The organism is Stenotrophomonas sp. STEN021 (assembly GCF_056760175.1).
This window is the reverse complement of sequence record NZ_JBRREH010000103.1, coordinates 1-15,520: the sequence shown is the minus strand read 5'-3', so window position 1 is coordinate 15,520 and position 15,520 is coordinate 1. Positions and strand designations below refer to the sequence as shown.

The window sequence follows — 15,520 nt, the reverse complement described above, 5'->3', positions numbered from 1 at the left end:
GGGCCGCCGCCCACCCCCGGGGGCCCCCCGGTCCCCGCGGCGCTGGGCGTGGGTTCCCAACACCCTCCCCCCCCCCGGGGCCGGGCGCCCCCCCACTACAGGTGCCCGACAGCGCTTGCCGCCCCTTGCTGACACGGCCACTTGACCTGCTCTGCTACCCTATTGCGATGAACGAACTTGCTGAACCCTCGGTCCCCCGCCCTGCTTTCACGCCGATGGCGCAACGCTTCCGTGGCTTCCTGCCGGTGGTGGTGGACGTGGAAACGGGCGGCTTTGACTGCAATCGCCATGCCCTGCTTGAAATCGCCGCCGTGCCGGTGGAGATGGACGAGAACGGCCAGCTTTACCCGGGCCAGACCGCCAGCGCGCATGTGATCCCGGCCGAAGGCACCGAAATCGATCCCAAGTCGCTGGAAGTCACCGGCATCGTGCTCGACCATCCCTTCCGCCTGGCCAAGCCCGAGCGCGACGCGCTGGAACACGTGTTCGCGCCGATCCGTGCGGCCATGAAGAAGTACAACTGCCAGCGCGCGATCCTGGTCGGCCATAACGCGCATTTCGACCTGAACTTCGTCAACGCCACCGTTGCCCGCAGCGGCCACAAGCGCAACCCCTTCCATCCGTTCAGCGTGTTCGACACGGTGACACTGGCCGGTGTGGCTTATGGCCAGACGGTGCTGGCCCGCTCGGTACAGGCAGCCGGCTTCGAATGGGACGCCAGCGAAGCGCATAGCGCGGTGTATGACACCGAGCAGACCGCACGCCTGTTCTGCAAGATCGTCAACACCTGGCCAACCTCGCCCAGCCGCTGAGCTGCACCGCACTCAGGCCGCGCAGGTCCGTGCGCGGCCTTCTTTCTTTGCCTGTGCCAGTGCATTCTTTGCGCGCTGGTAGAACAGCACAGGTGCCTGATCCTGTTCACCCAGCTGCACTACGCCGGCGCTGAAACTGACCTTGATGTCGTCGGCTTCATGCCCGCCCCACTCGGCGTATTGACCAAACAGACGTTGCAGCCGTTGGCAGGCAATCTCGGCTTCCGGCAGTGCGGTGTCGCTCAACAACACCGCGAATTCCTTGTTGCCCAGGCGTGCCGGCATGTCCGAGGCACGCAGGCTGCGTCGCATCAGGTCCCCCACTTCGCACAACACCAGATCGCCGACAGCACGCGACCACTCGGCATTGATCTGCTTGAGGTGATCGATGCTAAGTACCACCAGGCTCAGCGCGCGACCTGTGCGGCGTGCTGCCGCCATGTCGCGTGCCAGCGCGTCATCAAACGCGCGACGGTTGGGCAGCCCACTCAGATCATCTTCATTGGCCAGCCGTTCAAACGCTTCGGCCTGCTCGCGCAGCCTGTGTTCAAGCTGCGCTTTTTCCAGCAAGGCCGCTTCCAGCCGGTCGTTTTGCTGGTGCAGCTGCTCTGATCGGGCTTGTTCCTGCAGCGCCAACCGCTGGGCTTGGCCACGCTGCTGCTTGAGCTGCAGTGCCAGCCACACCACAAGCAGGAGCAACAGCAGGCACACGCCTGTGAGCAAACCGGGCAACGCCACGAGCGCCGCTGATGGCGAGGGGCCGTCTGTCGCACCCTGCGCCCAGGCCGGTGCCGCGGCAGCGCCAGCCAACACAACCAGTACCGACGAATGTCGATCTGCAAAGACCCTCGCCCTGCCGGGCATCGCGCGCATCCCCACGCTCGACCGGATTACCGGATTCTTCTCTGCTGCCATCGTTCCTGCCCCAAGCTGGTGTGGCGATACTAGCAAACAGAGGCTTTGTTGCAGGGGGTAGCAAGGCTTGGCGCTGGGGATTTTCGCTGGAATGTGATTGGCGGTGTGAAAGCACCCAATCTTGGCCAGAGGAACTGTAGGAGCGGCGTAAGCCGCGAAGCTGACAATCCATCAGATTGCAAAGGCAGTCACCCCGATCGACATAGCGGCAACAGCGCCGTTCCATTGGCTACGGATGCAACTGTGGCTTCGCGGCTTATGCCGCTCCTACACCCGCTTCTCCCAGCGTTGCAACTAGCCGTTGACCGGCCGCTGCGGTGCTTCCCACCGAACGATGGCTTCCAGACCACCTTCGGGGTGATTGCGCAGGGCCAGGCTGGCACCGTCTTTTTCAGCCAGCGCACGGGCGATGGTCAGGCCCAGGCCTGCGCCGCCGGTCTCGCGTGAGCGCGAGGTCTCCAAACGCAGGAACGGGGTGAACACCGCTTCCAGCTCGTCCTCGGCCAGTCCCGGCCCATGGTCGCGTACTCGCACCTCAACCGCATCGCCATCACGACGTGCGCTCACGTGCGCGGCGCGGCCGTATTTCACCGCGTTGTCGACCAGATTGGAGAACAAACGCCGCATCGCCAATGGCCGCAGCATCAACACCGCACCACTGCCCTGCTCCAGCACCGCGTCGTGACCGGATTCGACGACATCCTCGACCACGCTTTCCAGCAGCGAGTCCAGGTCCAGCGCCGCACGTTGCTCGGCACTCTCGGCGCTACGGGCAAGATCCAATCCTTCACGAATCAAGGCCTGCATCGCGGCAAGGTCGGCTATCAGGCGCTCGCGCAACTGCTCGTCCTGCACGTTTTCCAACCGCAACCGCAATCGTGTCGATGGCGTCTGCAGGTCATGGGTGATTGCTGCCAACATCTGCGTACGTTCACTCAGGTGGCGCTGCAGACGCTTCTGCATGGCGTTGAAGGCTTCGGCAGCACGTTGCACCTCCAACGGTCCGCTGACCGGCAGTGGTTCACGCTGCAGGTCGTGGCCGAGCTCGGTGGCGTGGTTTGCCAGTCGCTGCAACGGCGAGCTGGCGATACGTGCGACCACATAGGCCAACAACCCAATAGCCAGCGCCAGCAGCGACAGGAACCACGGGTCAAATGCCGCCCCGCTGCGCCTTGCTACCGCCGGGTACTCCAGCGCCAACCGCAGCGGTGTGCCATCGGTGAGCTTCAACTCCACCAGACGGCAGCGCGGCGGGGTGAATGCCGGATCGCGCTCACGCGTGTGCTGCGATCGCTGCCCGCGCCCCGGTGGCGGCAGGAATTCCGGCAAGGGCGGCATGCAGGCGCGGAAGCTGCTGGCGCGCACCTGCGCGCTGGCAACCGCACCGCCGCGTGCGGCCAGCACCGCCATCAAGGCCTGGTCCACATCGCCGACGCGGAAATCGTCTTTCACCTCGCGCACGCTGGGTCCGCCCACCGCCAACAGGCGGCTGCGCAGCTCCGGGTTGCCGTCCAGCAGATTGACGAAGCCCTGCAGGCGGTCGGCGATACGCGCAAGATTCTGCCGCTCGAACTCCTGCTGGCGCCGGCTCTCGGCCAGCAGCGTCGCGCCTATCGCCGCCACCATCATGCCGACCAGCAGGATGACGAACAGCCGCCCGGCCATCGACGACAGGAACAGGCGCAGCCGTTTCATTCCAGCGTCACCGCACTGGCAAACACATAGCCTTCGTTGCGTACGGTCTTGATCAGGCCATCAGCACCACCGGCATCGGCCAGCTTCTGCCGCAGGCGGCTGATCTGCAGATCGATGGCACGGTCCTGCGACTCGTAGTTGCGGCCACTGCTCAGCGCCACCAGCTGCTCGCGCGTCAATACCTTGTTGGCATGGGCGACCAGCACCCGCAGCAAGCGGAACTCCGCCCCGGAAAGCATCACCACGCGCTTGGCCGGATCAATCAGATGCCGGTGTTCCAGATCGAATATCCAGCCGGAGAACACCGCCCGGCGCATCGCCAACGGCTCCATATTGGTCGGCAAGGCCTCGGTCCGGCGCAGCACGTTGCGGATGCGCGCCAACAGCTCGCGCGGCTCGAACGGTTTGGCCAGGTAATCGTCGGCGCCCATCTCCAAACCAAGCACGCGATCGATCGGTTCGCTGCGAGCAGTAAGCATGATTACCGGCGTGGTCGAACGCACGCGCAGCTCGCGGCACAGCGCCAGGCCGTCTTCGCGCGGCAGGTTCAAGTCCAGCACGATCAGGTCGATGTGCTCGCGCGCCAGCACCTGGCGCATCTCGTTGCCATCGGCCGCCGTGCTCACGGCATAGCCCGCCCGGCCCAATTGCTCGGCCAGCAGGTTGCGGATGTCACTGTCGTCGTCTACCACCAACAAGCGGTGCAAGGTCTGTATGTCCGTCATGGGGCAATGATCCATGCTAGCGGATCGTCGTGCGCGCCCGCATACGTATCAGCGTGTATCAACACCTGCACTTGATACACGCTGATACATGGCTGGCTGAACCTGATACACGCCGACACATACTGTGCCTTGAGGCTGAACAGGGCGCTGACCACACTGGCTTCAACGCCGCACGCTGCGGCCCAGCCTGAGTGCCTGATCACCGTGAAGCTGCTGCCCTCCTCCCGCCGCAACCGCATCCTGCTTGCCGCTGCCATCGTCGCCCTGATCGCCGGTGGCGTGTTCTGGGCCACGCGCAAGCCCGCTGCCCCTTCGATGGCCACCTCGCCGGTCAGCCGTGGCGACCTGGAACAGACCGTCGATGCCACCGGCGTGATCGATGCCTACAAGCTGGTCAGCGTCGGCGCGCAGGCCTCCGGCCAGATCAAGGTGCTGAAGGTGCAGCTGGGCGATGTGGTCAAACAAGGCGACCTGATCGCCGAGATCGACTCGGTCACCCAGGAGAACAGCCTGAAGAACGCCGAAGCGGCGCTAGAGAACATCCGCGCCCAGCGTGCAGTACAGACCGCTTCGCTGAAGGAATCGGAGCTGGCCTTTGCCCGCCAGAAGGAAATGCTGGCTGCAGAAGCCACCTCGCGCGCCGACTACGAGTCGGCCGAGGCCAACCTGGCCAGTACCCGCGCACAGATCCGCGCACTCGATGCACAGATCCGCCAGCGCGAAACCGAACTCGGCACCGCCCAGGCCAACCTCGGCTATACCCGCATCACCGCACCCATCGACGGCACCGTTGTGGCGGTGGTTGCCGAAGAAGGCCGCACCGTCAACGCCAACCAGTCGGCGCCGACCATCGTCAAGCTGGCGCGGCTGGATCTGGTCACGGTGAATGCCGAGATCTCCGAGGCCGACGTGGTCAAGGTCAAGCCCGGCATGCCGGTGTACTTCACCATCCTCGGCAAGCCGGACCACAAGTACCAGGCCACGCTGCGCACGGTGAACCCGGCGCCGGCTTCGATAAGCACCGACAGCACCAGCTCCAGCAGCTCATCCTCATCCAGCTCCAGCACGGCCGTCTACTACAACGCGCTGTTCGACGTCGAGAACCCGGACGGCACGCTGCGCATCGACATGACTGCGCAGGTGTCGGTGATGCTGGCCCAGGCCAAGGATGCGTTGTTGATCCCAACCGTCGCGCTCGGCCCCAAGGTGCCGGAAGGCGGCCGTGGCCCTGGCGCGAACGCCGCCAACGGCGAGCAGCGCGCCGCCCGCAGCAAGCAGGAAGGCCAGCGCCAGCAGCGCCGCCAACCGGATGCCGCCGCATTGGCCAAGAGCAACAGCTACGTGGTCCGCGTGGTCAACAAGGACGGCCAGCCGGAACCACGCACGATCAAGGTCGGCCTCAACAACGGCTCCAATGTCGAAGTACTGGAAGGCCTTAGCGAAGGCGAGCTGGTCGTGGTCGGCGAAGTCACTGCCGGTGAGAAATCCAGCAGCAGCAACCAGCGCAGCCCGATGGGCCCGATGATGGGTGGTCCGCGCCGATGAGCCAGCCGCTGCTGCAACTGCGCGACCTGCGTCGCGAGTTCCCCGCCGGCGAGGACACCATCGCCGTGCTCAAGGACGTCAACCTCGACATCCATGCCGGCGAGATGGTCGCCATCGTCGGCCAGTCGGGTTCGGGCAAGTCGACCTTGATGAACATCCTCGGATGCCTGGACCGCCCCACCATGGGTTCCTACAAAGTGGCCGGGCGCGAAACCGGGCGCATGCAACCCGATGAGCTGGCCGAGCTGCGCCGCGAACACTTCGGTTTCATCTTCCAGCGCTACCACCTGTTGGGTGACCTTGATGCACGCGGCAACGTGGAAGTGCCGGCGATCTATGCCGGTACCCCTGCAGATGCCCGCCGCAGCCGCGCCGAAGCCCTGCTTGCGCGGCTAGGCCTGAGTGATCGCATGGGCCACAAGCCGGGCCAGCTGTCGGGCGGCCAGCAGCAGCGTGTCTCCATCGCGCGTGCGCTGATGAACGGCGGCGAAGTGATCCTGGCCGACGAACCCACCGGCGCGCTGGACAGCGCCTCGGGCGAGGAAGTGATGAACATCCTTGGCGAACTGCATGCCGAGGGCCAGACCATCATCATCGTCACCCACGACATGCACGTGGCCGAGCACGCCCAGCGCATCATCGAAATCCACGATGGCGTGATCGTTGCCGACCGTCGCAACGAAAAGGTACCAGCGCTTCAGAAACAGCAACGCCCCGCCCCGGTGCGCACCGGCGGCAGTGCTTTCCAGGCCGCGCGTGATCGTTTCGTCGAAGCCTTCCGCATGGCCTTGCTGGCGATGAACGCACATCGCCTGCGCACCTTCCTGACCATGCTCGGCATCATCATCGGCATCGCCTCGGTGGTGTCGGTGGTGGCGATGGGCAATGGCTCGCAGCAGCAGATCCTGCAGAACATCTCCTCGCTGGGCACCAATACCATTGACGTCTACCCGGGCCGCGGCTTCGGCGACATGCGCTCCGGTCGCGTGCAGACGCTGAAAAGCAGTGATGCCGAGGCCCTGGCCACGCAGAGCTATATCGACAGCGTCACCCCCAGCGTGTCCAGCTCGGTAACCGCACGGGTCGGGAACAAGGCTGCCTCCGCGCAGGTGGCCGGCATCGGCGACCAGTACTTCCGGGTCAAGGGCATGACCCTGGTCAGCGGTCGTTACTTCGACGAAAGCGAAGTGAAGGGCCTGGCTCAAGTCGTGGTGATCGACGAGAACACCCGCAGCCAGCTGTTCGGCAGCGATGATCCACTCGGCAAGGTCGTGCTGCTGGGCAATGTGCCGGCGCGTGTGATCGGCGTGGCCAAGCGCCAGTCGATGGGCTTTGGTGGCAGCACCAATCTCAGCGTCTGGGTGCCTTACACCACGGTAATGGCGCGCATGTTGGGCCAGACCTACCTGAGCAGCATCACCTTGCGGGTCAAGGACGACACACCGATGGATGCCGCGCAATCGGCCATCACCAGACTGTTGACGCTACGTCACGGCACCGAGGATTTCTTCCTCAGCAATACCGCCGAGATCCGCGAGACCATCGAGTCCACCACCAAGACCATGACCTTGCTGATCGGTGCGATCGCCGCGATCGCACTGGTCGTCGGCGGCATCGGCGTGATGAACATCATGCTGGTATCGGTGACCGAACGTACCCGCGAAATCGGCGTGCGCATGGCCGTGGGTGCGCGGCAAAGCGACATCCGCCAGCAGTTCCTGATCGAGGCGGTGCTGGTCTGCCTGCTTGGCGGCGTGCTCGGCATCGCACTGGCGCTGTCGATCGGCTGGGCGTTCCAGACCTTCGGTGCCAGTTTCACCCTGCTGTTCTCCACCGGCTCGATCGTTGCCGCCTTCGCCTGCTCGACCCTGATCGGCGTGGCGTTCGGTTTCCTGCCGGCCCGCAATGCCGCTCAGCTCGACCCGGTCGAGGCCCTGGCCCGCGAATGAAGATGATCATGAAATCACTGCATCCCGTATTACTCTCCGCCGCCATGACCGCCGCACTGGTCGGCTGCGCCACCACACCCAGCGCCGACCCTGCCGCCGACCTGCGCGTGCCCAACGTCTACGGACGCGGCGATGCTGCTGCCAATGCGCCGGTGCAGGCCATCGCGCATGAAGTGACCGCACCGGTTGCCGATGTGCATGCCGATGCCTGGTGGCAGGGCTTCGCCGATCCGAACCTGGACCAGCTGATCGAACGCGTACTGGCCAGCAACACCGACATGGCCTCGGCCGGCTTGAAGCTGGAACGTGCCCGCGCCCAGGCCGGACTGGCCTCCGCCGACCTGTGGCCACAGGCCAGCGGCTCGGTCAGCGCCAACAGCAGCCGCAGTACCGACAGCAGCGACGACTGGTCGCGCAGCCACAGCGCCAGCGTGTCGCTGGGCTGGGAGCTGGACCTGTGGGGCAAGCTGCGCGGCCAGCGCGATATCGCCCAGTGGGAAGCGCAGGCCACCGCGCAGGACCTGCAGAGCACCGCGCTCACTCTTGTTGGCCAGAGCACCGAGCTGTATTGGCAGTTGGGCTATCTCAACCAAGCGATCGCCACCGGCCAGGCCAATCTTGAGCGTTTGCAACGCACTGCCTCTTTGGTGCAGACCCAGTTCGATGCCGGCGGTGTATCGCGGCTGGAAGTGCGCCAGGCGCAGCAGAACATCGAGAGTCAGAAGGCCGCACAGTCGCAGCTGGAACAGCAACGGGTGGAAACCCGCAATGCGCTGACCGTGCTGCTCGATGGCCAGCCCTGGCCGCTGGCGAACGAGCCGCAGAACCTTGATGTCGCGCAGAGCCCGGCCCTGGTCGAAGGCATGCCGGCCGAGTTGCTGGCACGCCGGCCGGACCTGCGCGCTGCCGAGCTGCGTCTGCGGCAGTCGCTGAAGAGCATCAAGGTGACGGCGACCAGCTATTACCCGAGCCTGAGCCTGAGTGGTTCGGTAGGCAGTTCCGCAACTTCGCTGGGTGATGTGCTGACCAATCCGGTGGCGACGCTGGGTGCTGGTCTGAGCCTGCCATTCCTGAAATTCCGGCAGATGCAGCTGGATATCAAGTCAGCCGATCTTTCCTACCAGATCGCCGCCAATGATTTCCGGCGCACGCTGTATACCGCGCTGTCGGAAGTGGACAACGCCTTGTCCGCGCGCACGCGCCTGGCTGAGCAGGTCGCTGCGGCGCAGGCCTCGTATGACGAGGCTGTGGAGATCGCGCGCTTGTACGAGGTGCGCTATCGCGCCGGTGCCACCGACCTGCGTACCTGGCTGGAAGCGGAGCAGACCCGTCGCAATGCGGAGCTGTCGCTGGCACAGACCAAGCGCAGCCAGCTGGTCAATGATGTGACGCTGTACAAGGCGCTGGGTGGCGGGGCCACTTGAGCCCCTCTCCCTCCGGGAGAGGGGTTGGGGAGAGGGCCGAACGGAGACGCAAAAGCTGAAAGGCCGAGAAGCTGGGAAGCCCCCTCATCCACCCTTCGGGCACCTTTTCCCGCATGCGGGAAAAGAAACAGCCTCAAGCAACGTCAAAAGCTCCCGCCATCCGGTGCTTCGCACCACCTTCTCCCGCGAGCGGGAGAAGGAACTTCGTCCAGCTTTGCCGCAATCTGCAATACCCCACGTTCCCTAGCGCTCCGACAGCCCAACCCCATGCCGCTGCAGAACCTCCCGCACCTTGTCCAGCGGGATCGCCTCTACCGTCTGCCCATTGCCACTCACCGTGGTCGCCATAAACAAGGCGTTGTAGACCGATTCTTCCACCGCATCCACGCTGGCCTGGAACACTGCACTCATCTGCTCGTTCGCCAACTCGGTGGTCTGCAGCTGCGCGGCATCAAACCCACGACGCACCGACTCCGCCGTTGAAAACGCCAATACGTAGTCACCACTGCCGTTGGAGGCCGAACTACCCGTACGCCCCAGACCCATCATCCCGCGCGACGCCAAACGCCGCAGGTTGCGATCCGACAAGGGTGCATCGGTCGCCACCACGATGATCACCGAGCCATCGCCGCGATCATCGGCAAGCCCGCGCACATTGCCCTGCGCGGCGACTGCATTCTGGAACGCATAGCGGTCCAGCTCGCGCCCAACCGGTGCGCCTTCCACCTGCAATACGCCGCCGAAGTTGGCCTGTACCAGCACACCCACGGTCCAGCCGCCCAGACTCTCCGGCAGCTTGCGCGATGACGTACCGATGCCACCCTTCCAGCCGAATGCCACCGTACCGGTGCCAGCGCCGACGCTGCCTTCCTGCACCGGCCCGCTCTTCGCGCTCTCCAATGCCCGGCGCACCGCGTCGGCGGTAACGGGCCGCGCGCGGATGTCATTGAGCCCGCCATCGTTGGTCTCACCCACGACCACATTGAGCGAGCGGACCTGCTGCATGTCCGGCTGCGCCAGCATCCAATCGGCCATCGCGTCAGCCGCCTTCCATACACACAGCGTGCAGGTCAGCAGGATCGGGGTTTCCAGTTCGCCCAGTTCGTTGACCTGGGTGCTGCCGACAAATTTGCCGAAGCCGTTGCCAACATGCAGCGCCGCCGGCACCCGCGAGCGATAGACATTACCGGGATGCGGCAGGATCGCGGTAACGCCGGTACGCACCGTGTTGCCGGTACTCAGCGTCACCTGGCCAACGCGCACACCGGCCACGTCGGTGATCGCGTTGTTGCTGCCCGGGCTGAAGATGCCGGGCGCGACGCCCAGCTCACGCGCGCGGACGCGTGTTGCATCTTGGGCAGCGGCGCTCAGGGCGCAAAGCCCCGCCAGCGCCACAGTCAATTGGAGGAAAAGACGATGCGGCGTGCGGGGCATGGTGTTCCTTACAGGCGTTGGCGGACAGCCTCGAACAATGCCACACCCGTGGCCACCGATACATTGAGGCTCTCCACATCGCCCGGCATCGGGATGCGCACCAGCTGGTCGCAGGTTTCGCGGGTCAGGCGGCGCATGCCGTCGGCTTCGCCGCCCATCACCAGCGCCACATTGCCGCGCAGGTCGAGCTGGTGGATGGTGGTGTCCACTTCACCGGCCAGGCCGTAGACCCACACGCCCAGCTTCTGCATGTCCTTGATGCAGCGGACCAGGTTGGTCACCGACACCACCGGGATGCTGTCAGCCGCACCGGCGCTGACCTTGCGCACGGTCGCATTGACCGGGGCGCTCTTGTCCTTGGGGATCACCACCGCGGTGACGCCAGCGGCGGCGGCACTGCGCAGGCAGGCGCCGAGATTGTGCGGGTCCTGCACCTCGTCCAGCACCAGCACCAGCGCCTTGCCTTCGGCCGCTTCGATCAGGCCCTTCAGCTCGTTCTCGTCCCATAGCTTGGGCGCGGCATAGCGCGCCACCACGCCCTGGTGGCGGACCTGGCCGGCCACGCCGCCCAGCGCCTGCGCGTTGACCTTGCGCACATCGATGCCCTTGCGCAGGGCTTCTTCCTCGATTTCGACGAGGCGGGGGTTCTTGGCGCCAGCCTCGATCAGGACTTCACGGACGTTTTCCGGATCCTTTTCAATTGACGAAGCCACGGCGTTGACGCCGACGATCCATTGATTCTGCTTGCTCATTGCAACCGGCGTGCGGGATAGAAGACGCGCAATGGTAGTCCATCGAGCCACGTAGCATCAGCAATGGCCGCCGAAAACGGCCGGCGCGGGGCCGCGAAACTGAACCCAAAGCGACATCTGCAATCTCATTAATCTTTCTTAATCAGATTCTTGGCAGCGGCTAACACTCCCCCGCCTACGCTGGCCTCACTGGAGTCCAACCGCCGGACACTCCGCCCGCAACGGCCCGCTCCATCTTCAGGAGAACGGATCATGATCAGCAATCGCAGCCCAATGGTGCTGGCCTCCATGTTGCTGCTTAGCAGCGTGGCCGCCGCTGGCAGCGCCAACGCCGAAGAACCCCACCGCATGCAGCCCCAGCACCAGGGCCAGGCAATGCAACGCAGGGCACCGGAGGCCTTCCACGCACCGCGCGCCTACCGCCCGGTTTCGCCGCCGCAAGGCTGGGACCGCCGCCCACCCAACATCGACCACGGCCAGTTCAATCACAATTTCCGCGCCCACCGCACCTACACCATAGGCCCCTACAGGGAGCCGCGTGGCTGGGTGGACCGCACCTGGTACTTCGGCGACATCCTGCCTGCGCCGTTCTTTGCGCCGGAGTACCGGCTGGCTGACTACTGGTTGTTTGACCTGGAGACGCCCCCGGTCGGCTTCGAATGGGTGCGCTATGGCCATGATGCACTTTTGATCGATCTGGCCAGCGGTCGCGTCGAACAGACCATGTACGGCATTTTCGGCTGAGTACTCCCATCCAGCTGATCGCGCATGAACAAAATGGCCGGTGCAATGCACCGGCCATTTCAATTTGCCACAGCGTCGGATCAATACTTCTGCTTGGTCCGCTTGGCTGGCTTGCCACGTTCGGGCAGCGGCGCCGGTGCCGGCGGGTCAACCTTGCCGTCCTTGTCCTCGACCAGACGGAAGTCGATCTTGCGCTCTTCCATGCTGGCCTTGAGTACCAGGATGCGGACCCGGTCACCGAGCCGGAACTCGTTGCCACGGCGGTCGCCACTGAGCGTCTTGCGGATCGGGTCGAACTGGTAATAGTCGTGCGGCAGCTGGGTCACGTGGACCAGGCCATTGACCTTGGACTCGTACAGCTCGACGAACAGGCCGAAGCTGGTCACACCACTGATCACGCCATCGAACTGGCTGCCAACATGCTTTTCCATCCATGCCGCGCGGAAACGCTCGTCGACCTCGCGCTCGGCCTCGTCGGCACGACGCTCACGCTCGGAGCACTGCAGCGACAAGGCAGCCATCTCACGCGGGGTATAGGTGTACTTGTCGAGCGGACCACCGGTCAGCGCGTACTTGATGGCACGGTGCACCAGCAGGTCGGGGTAACGACGGATCGGCGAGGTGAAGTGCGCGTAGGCCTCCAGCGCCAGACCGAAGTGGCCGTTGTTGTCCGGCGAATACACCGCCAGCGACTGGCTGCGCAGCAGCACCGACTCCAGCAGCGCCGCATCCGGGCGCTCACGCACCTTCTTCAACAGCTTGGTGTAGTCGCCCGGCTGCACCTTGCTCCACGGCGGCAGACTCAGCTTGAACTCCTTGAGGAACTCCAGCAGGTCGGCGAACTTGGACTCCGGTGGCCGCTCGTGCACACGGAACGGCGCCGGCACATGCTTGGACAGCAGGTAGCGCGCCGCCTCCACGTTGGCGGCGATCATGCATTCCTCGATCAGCTTGTGGGCGTCGTTGCGCACCATCATGCCGGCCTGGGTGACCTCGCCACGGTTGTCCAGCACGAAGCGCACTTCCGAGGATTCAAACTCGATGGCGCCACGGCGCTCGCGCGCCTTGGACAGGATGCGATAGAGCTGGTGCAGGTTCTGGATCTGCGGCAGCAGCGGGCCGATGAAGGCCTTGGCGTCTGCATCATCCTCGCCCACCGCGCCCCACACCTGGGTATAGGTCAGGCGCGCGTGCGAGTTCATCACCGCTTCGTAGAACTTCGATTCGCTGACCTGACCATCGCGCCCGATCTGCATGTCGCAGACAAAGCACATGCGGTCTTCCTTCGGCCGCAGCGAGCAGATGCCGTTGGACAGCGTCTCCGGCAACATCGGCACCACGAAGCCCGGGAAATACACCGAGGTTGCGCGGCGTTGTGCCTCGTCATCCAGCGGCGTGCCGGGACGCACGTAGTTGGAGACGTCGGCGATGGCCACCACCAGACGGAAACCGTCGCGGTTCGGCTCGCAGTACACCGCGTCATCGAAATCCTTGGCGTCCTCACCATCGATGGTCACCAACGGCATGGAACGCAGGTCCACGCGCTTGCCGATCATCGACGCTTCCACCGTCAACGGCACGGCAGTGGCTTCGTCCAGCACTTCCGGCGGGAATTCGTAGGGCAGTTCATGGCCGTGGATGGCGGTTTCCACCACCAGCGACGGGGTCAGCTTGTCGCCCAGCACGGCAATGATCTTGCCGATCGGCGGGCGCCGCGAATCCGGTGCATTGGTCAGCTCGCAGACCACCAGCTGCCCGTCCTTGGCACCGCCAGTGAGGTCGCCCGGGATCTGGATGTTGCGCTGGATGCGTTTGTCGTCCGGCACCACGTAACTGATGCCAGCCTCGATGCTGAAATGCCCGATCAGGCGGTTGACGCCACGTTCCAGCACGCGGGCGATGGCACCTTCGCGACGGCCACGGCGGTCGATGCCGGTGACATTGGCCAAGGCACGGTCGCCGTGCATGACCTTGCGCATCTCGTAGGGAGACAGGAACAGATCGTCGCCGCCTTCGTCCGGGCGCAGGAAGCCGAAGCCTTCCGGATTGGCGATGACCACGCCGGGAATCAGGCTCAGCTGGCTGACCGGCGCGAAACCACCACGGCGGTTCTGCACCAGTTGGCCATCACGCACCATCGCGCCAAGTCGCTTGGACAGTGCGTCAGCACGATCCGGCTCGGTCAGACCCAACGCAGCGGCGATTTCCTCGGCGTTCTGTGGGCCTTCGCAGCGGTCCAGCAACTGCAGGATCGCTTCGCGGCTGGCAATCGGCTGCGCGTAGCGCTCGGCCTCGCGCGACGCATAGGGATCATCGAAGGCAGCAACTGGTGGAGCGGACTTGCGCCGGCCGCGCACGAAACTCTGCGGTGCGGCGTCGTCAGTGAATTTGCGCTTGCCCGGCTTGGCAGCGCCACCTGGGCGAGCCTTGCCTGGCTTGGCTGCGCCTGATTTCGCCGGTGCGGACAGACTCTCCGGCATCCATGGCGGCAGCTTCGCGCTTTTTGCTTTGGGGGCTTTGCCCGGCGCCTTGCCCGGCTTGCTGCCGGTGGCGGACTTGCGGGCCTTGTCGGCCCCAGTGGTCTTTTTGTTTTTCATCAGCCTCCATGGTACATGGACGCAGGTGTACAGGGTGCGCACACGGTCACTGCAGGTGTTTGTGAAAAAACGTTGACAAAGATCCCTATCCTCTGCAGAATTCGCGGCCTGAAGTGCCCAGGTGGCGGAATTGGTAGACGCACTAGCTTCAGGTGCTAGCGGGGGCAACTCCGTGGAGGTTCGAGTCCTCTCCTGGGCACCACGTTTCAAGATCAAACCGGCGAAAGCCGGTTTTTTCGTTTCCGGGGTTTGTGGGTGAAGCAAAAGCGAGCCCCCTCTCCAGCCCTCCCCTTGCCTGCGGCAAAGCCAGGAGGCAGAAGCAATGCCTTGTAGCCCGGACAAACGCAGCACGCCCGGGATTCTTCCGGACGGATAGCCCGCCGTGGCTGCCCCGGGTGCGCTGCGCTTACCCGGGCTACGGCTTCCATACCGATCTTCACAAAACTGTTGACGGCGCGAGAAACGTCCTACATAATCTCGCTCCTGAGTCGCCCAGGTGGCGGAATTGGTAGACGCACTAGCTTCAGGTGCTAGCGGGGGCAACTCCGTGGAGGTTCGAGTCCTCTCCTGGGCACCATGACTCAAACGAAACAACCCGCGAAAGCGGGTTTTTTTGTGCCCGCGATTTTGTAGTGCCGAGCCATGCTCGGCAGAAGCCCTACCGATAATCCCGACTGTAGTGCCAGGCCATGCTCGGCAGAGGCGTTACCGGTAGAGCTCTTGCCGAGCATGGCTCGGCATTACAGCTGATCTACCTCGACGTGAAATTTCTTCACGCAAATCGTTGACAGTTTTCTTCACACTCGGCACAATTCGTCTCCTGAGTCGCCCAGGTGGCGGAATTGGTAGACGCACTAGCTTCAGGTGCTAGCGGGGGCAACTCCGTGGAGGTTCGAGTCCTCTCCTGGGCACCATGACTCAAACGAAA

General features: G+C 64.4%; 11 protein-coding genes and 3 tRNA genes. 8 read left to right on the top strand and 6 right to left on the bottom strand.

What is annotated here, in order from left to right:
* Positions 1–167: 167 nt before the first annotated feature.
* On the top strand, positions 168–812 hold the full coding sequence (gene rnt, locus ACVOL0_RS18085; protein WP_481550259.1) for a ribonuclease T: 645 nt from the start codon (positions 168–170) through the stop codon (positions 810–812).
* 12 nt (positions 813–824) lie between these two features.
* Here rnt and ACVOL0_RS18080 read toward each other — a convergent pair whose 3' ends face one another.
* The 3 genes from ACVOL0_RS18080 to ACVOL0_RS18070 form a co-directional block, all read right to left on the bottom strand.
* Complete coding sequence (locus tag ACVOL0_RS18080; RefSeq protein WP_481550258.1) at positions 825–1,511, bottom strand: GGDEF domain-containing protein; 687 nt, start codon at positions 1,509–1,511, stop codon at positions 825–827.
* A gap of 510 nt (positions 1,512–2,021) precedes the next feature.
* Positions 2,022–3,422: an ATP-binding protein gene (locus ACVOL0_RS18075; protein ID WP_481550257.1), complete on the bottom strand. Its 1,401-nt coding sequence runs from the start codon at positions 3,420–3,422 to the stop codon at positions 2,022–2,024.
* Entirely contained in the window at positions 3,419–4,147 is a 729-nt protein-coding gene (locus tag ACVOL0_RS18070) for a response regulator (protein WP_481550256.1), read from the bottom strand. Before ACVOL0_RS18070 ends, ACVOL0_RS18075 begins: the two co-directional genes overlap by 4 nt.
* A 198-nt stretch (positions 4,148–4,345) precedes the next feature.
* Here ACVOL0_RS18070 and ACVOL0_RS18065 point away from each other — a divergent pair, with 198 nt between their 5' ends.
* Genes ACVOL0_RS18065 through ACVOL0_RS18055 form a run of 3 tightly spaced genes read left to right on the top strand, consistent with a single transcriptional unit; the run spans position 4,346 to position 9,065 of the window.
* Positions 4,346–5,692, top strand: a complete 1,347-nt coding sequence (locus ACVOL0_RS18065) for an efflux RND transporter periplasmic adaptor subunit (protein ID WP_481550260.1) — start codon at positions 4,346–4,348, stop codon at positions 5,690–5,692.
* Complete coding sequence (locus ACVOL0_RS18060; protein ID WP_481550255.1) at positions 5,689–7,641, top strand: MacB family efflux pump subunit; 1,953 nt, start codon at positions 5,689–5,691, stop codon at positions 7,639–7,641. The genes ACVOL0_RS18065 and ACVOL0_RS18060 overlap by 4 nt, the downstream gene beginning before the upstream one ends.
* Positions 7,638–9,065 (top strand): efflux transporter outer membrane subunit, encoded by a 1,428-nt coding sequence (locus ACVOL0_RS18055; protein WP_481550254.1) that lies wholly within the window; start codon positions 7,638–7,640, stop codon positions 9,063–9,065. Before ACVOL0_RS18060 ends, ACVOL0_RS18055 begins: the two co-directional genes overlap by 4 nt.
* Positions 9,066–9,308: 243 nt before the next feature.
* Here the strand turns inward: ACVOL0_RS18055 and ACVOL0_RS18050 are convergent, their stop codons facing one another.
* Entirely contained in the window at positions 9,309–10,499 is a 1,191-nt protein-coding gene (locus ACVOL0_RS18050) for a DmpA family aminopeptidase (RefSeq protein WP_481550253.1), read from the bottom strand.
* An 8-nt stretch (positions 10,500–10,507) separates the two neighbouring features.
* Positions 10,508–11,251: a 23S rRNA (guanosine(2251)-2'-O)-methyltransferase RlmB gene (gene rlmB / locus ACVOL0_RS18045; RefSeq protein WP_481550252.1), complete on the bottom strand. Its 744-nt coding sequence runs from the start codon at positions 11,249–11,251 to the stop codon at positions 10,508–10,510.
* 252 nt (positions 11,252–11,503) lie between these two features.
* Between rlmB and ACVOL0_RS18040 the strand changes: the two genes are divergently transcribed.
* The gene (locus ACVOL0_RS18040) at positions 11,504–11,995 is read left to right on the top strand and encodes an RcnB family protein (protein ID WP_481550251.1); all 492 of its coding nucleotides are present in this window, start codon (positions 11,504–11,506) and stop codon (positions 11,993–11,995) included.
* A gap of 80 nt (positions 11,996–12,075) precedes the next feature.
* Here the strand turns inward: ACVOL0_RS18040 and rnr are convergent, their stop codons facing one another.
* Positions 12,076–14,592 carry a ribonuclease R gene (rnr, locus tag ACVOL0_RS18035; protein WP_481550250.1) on the bottom strand — a complete coding sequence of 839 codons (2,517 nt, stop codon included), beginning with the start codon at positions 14,590–14,592 and terminating at the stop codon, positions 12,076–12,078.
* Positions 14,593–14,707: 115 nt separating this feature from the next.
* On the opposite strand from rnr, the gene ACVOL0_RS18030 reads away from it, so the two are divergent.
* The 3 genes from ACVOL0_RS18030 to ACVOL0_RS18020 all read left to right on the top strand — a co-directional run bounded on the left by ACVOL0_RS18030 (position 14,708) and on the right by ACVOL0_RS18020 (position 15,506).
* Positions 14,708–14,794: transfer RNA gene (locus tag ACVOL0_RS18030), tRNA-Leu, on the top strand.
* A 288-nt stretch (positions 14,795–15,082) separates the two neighbouring features.
* Positions 15,083–15,169, top strand: a tRNA-Leu gene (locus ACVOL0_RS18025).
* Positions 15,170–15,419: 250 nt separating this feature from the next.
* Positions 15,420–15,506 (top strand) — tRNA-Leu (locus ACVOL0_RS18020).
* The last annotated feature ends 14 nt before the right edge of the window (positions 15,507–15,520 follow it).

Excerpts from the sequence above, each read along its gene's own strand:
- ACVOL0_RS18070 (WP_481550256.1), bottom strand. The coding sequence starts at position 4,147 with ATGACGGACATACAGACCTTGCACCGCTTGTTGGTGGTAGACGACGAC.
- ACVOL0_RS18050 (WP_481550253.1), bottom strand. The coding sequence starts at position 10,499 with ATGCCCCGCACGCCGCATCGTCTTTTCCTCCAATTGACTGTGGCGCTG.
- rnt (WP_481550259.1), top strand. The coding sequence starts at position 168 with ATGAACGAACTTGCTGAACCCTCGGTCCCCCGCCCTGCTTTCACGCCG.
- rlmB (WP_481550252.1), bottom strand. The coding sequence starts at position 11,251 with ATGAGCAAGCAGAATCAATGGATCGTCGGCGTCAACGCCGTGGCTTCG.
- ACVOL0_RS18060 (WP_481550255.1), top strand. The coding sequence starts at position 5,689 with ATGAGCCAGCCGCTGCTGCAACTGCGCGACCTGCGTCGCGAGTTCCCC.
- ACVOL0_RS18075 (WP_481550257.1), bottom strand. The coding sequence starts at position 3,422 with ATGAAACGGCTGCGCCTGTTCCTGTCGTCGATGGCCGGGCGGCTGTTC.
- ACVOL0_RS18055 (WP_481550254.1), top strand. The coding sequence starts at position 7,638 with ATGAAGATGATCATGAAATCACTGCATCCCGTATTACTCTCCGCCGCC.
- rnr (WP_481550250.1), bottom strand. The coding sequence starts at position 14,592 with ATGAAAAACAAAAAGACCACTGGGGCCGACAAGGCCCGCAAGTCCGCC.
- ACVOL0_RS18040 (WP_481550251.1), top strand. The coding sequence starts at position 11,504 with ATGATCAGCAATCGCAGCCCAATGGTGCTGGCCTCCATGTTGCTGCTT.